Origin of the sequence: Paenibacillus hemerocallicola (assembly GCF_006265175.1) — a bacterium.
Taxonomy (GTDB): Bacteria; Bacillota; Bacilli; order Paenibacillales; family NBRC-103111; genus Paenibacillus_AB; species Paenibacillus_AB hemerocallicola.
In genome coordinates, this window is sequence record NZ_VDCQ01000152.1 from 1 (window position 1) to 1,260 (window position 1,260).

The following is a 1,260-nucleotide window of genomic DNA, read 5'->3' on the forward strand; positions in this document are numbered from 1 at the left end:
GACGACCCGGCCTGTACGAGCACGGGATAGCCCTGCGGCGGGCGGGGAATATTGAGCGGACCTTTGACGGAATAGTAGTTTCCCTTGAAGTTGATCTCGTGCACTTTGCCGGAATCGAGCGTCGTGTCCGTCTCCCGATCGTAGACGAGCGCGTCTTCCTCCCAGCTGTCCCACAGCTGCTTGGTTACCTCGACGAATTCGTCGCCGATGTCGTATCGCTTCGTTACCTCGGGATGGCCCGGCTTGCCGAAATTGTCGGCGTCGGACTGCGAATGGCCGGTGACGATATTCCAGGCGGCGCGGCCTTTGCTGATATGGTCGAGCGAAGCGAACTTCCTCGCGACGTGAAACGGATCATTGTACGTCGTGCTCACCGTGGCGATAAAGCCGATATGCTTCGTCAAGGCGGCCAGCGCCGAGAGCAGCGTGAACGGTTCCAGTCTGCGCCCGAGCCCGGAGTAGTTGTCCGCCATGAACAGCGAATCGAGCAGTCCACGCTCGGCGATGCGGGCCAGCTCCGCGTAATGCTCCAGCTCGAGATCGCGCTTCGGGTTCGCGAGCGGATGCTTCCACGCGCCGGCATGATGGCCGGCTCCGCGAATGAATACATTCAGATGAACTTGCTTATTCGGTTGTCCCATTCCCAACACCTCGTTTAGGTTTATTAACAATAGACTGCATTTCGCCCCTTTGTTGATGAAGCCGCAAAAGTATCCGCTCTCAGTTTGCTTCGCGTATCAACGACCGCACCTGCTTGTGCCGATTTTCCGGTCTCGCCAGCCCGAGATTTTCCCGCAGCGTGGAGCCTTCGTAGGCGGTGCGGAAAATGCCGCGGTTTTGCAGTTCGGGGACGACTTTGTCGACGAACGTTTCGAGCCCGCTCGGAAAAACGGGAGGCAGCAGGTTGAAGCCGTCGGCGCCGCCCTCGCGCAGCCATTTCTCGATGAAGTCGGCGACTTGGATAACCGAGCCGGTAAACGTGACGTGCCCGTGGCCGCCGTAGCTGCGGCTCAGAAACTGGCGAATCGTCATGTTGTCCCGGATCGCCGCGTCGATGACGACCTCGTGGCGGCTTGTAATGCCGCCTTTAAGCGAGCCGTACGGCTTCGCCTTGTCCACGGGAACCGGCGCGTCGAGCGGATACTCGGACAAATCGACATCGAAATAGTGGGATAAATGCTTTAACGACTTCTTCGCGTCCACGAGCGAAATGAGCTCTTCCTCCAAGTCTCTCGCTTCGGCTTCGGTGTCCGCGACGAT

Annotated in this window: 2 protein-coding genes; both read right to left on the reverse strand. The window is 59.0% G+C overall.

Features of this window, described 5'->3' with window-relative positions:
• Window positions 1-641, reverse strand: a 641-nt coding sequence (locus FE784_RS40515; protein WP_139607977.1) for an NtaA/DmoA family FMN-dependent monooxygenase, incomplete at its 3' end; no start/stop codon positions are given.
• Window positions 642-720: 79 nt separating this feature from the next.
• Window positions 721-1,260: LLM class oxidoreductase (locus tag FE784_RS40520; protein ID WP_484217487.1), on the reverse strand; the 540-nt coding region annotated here is incomplete at its 5' end.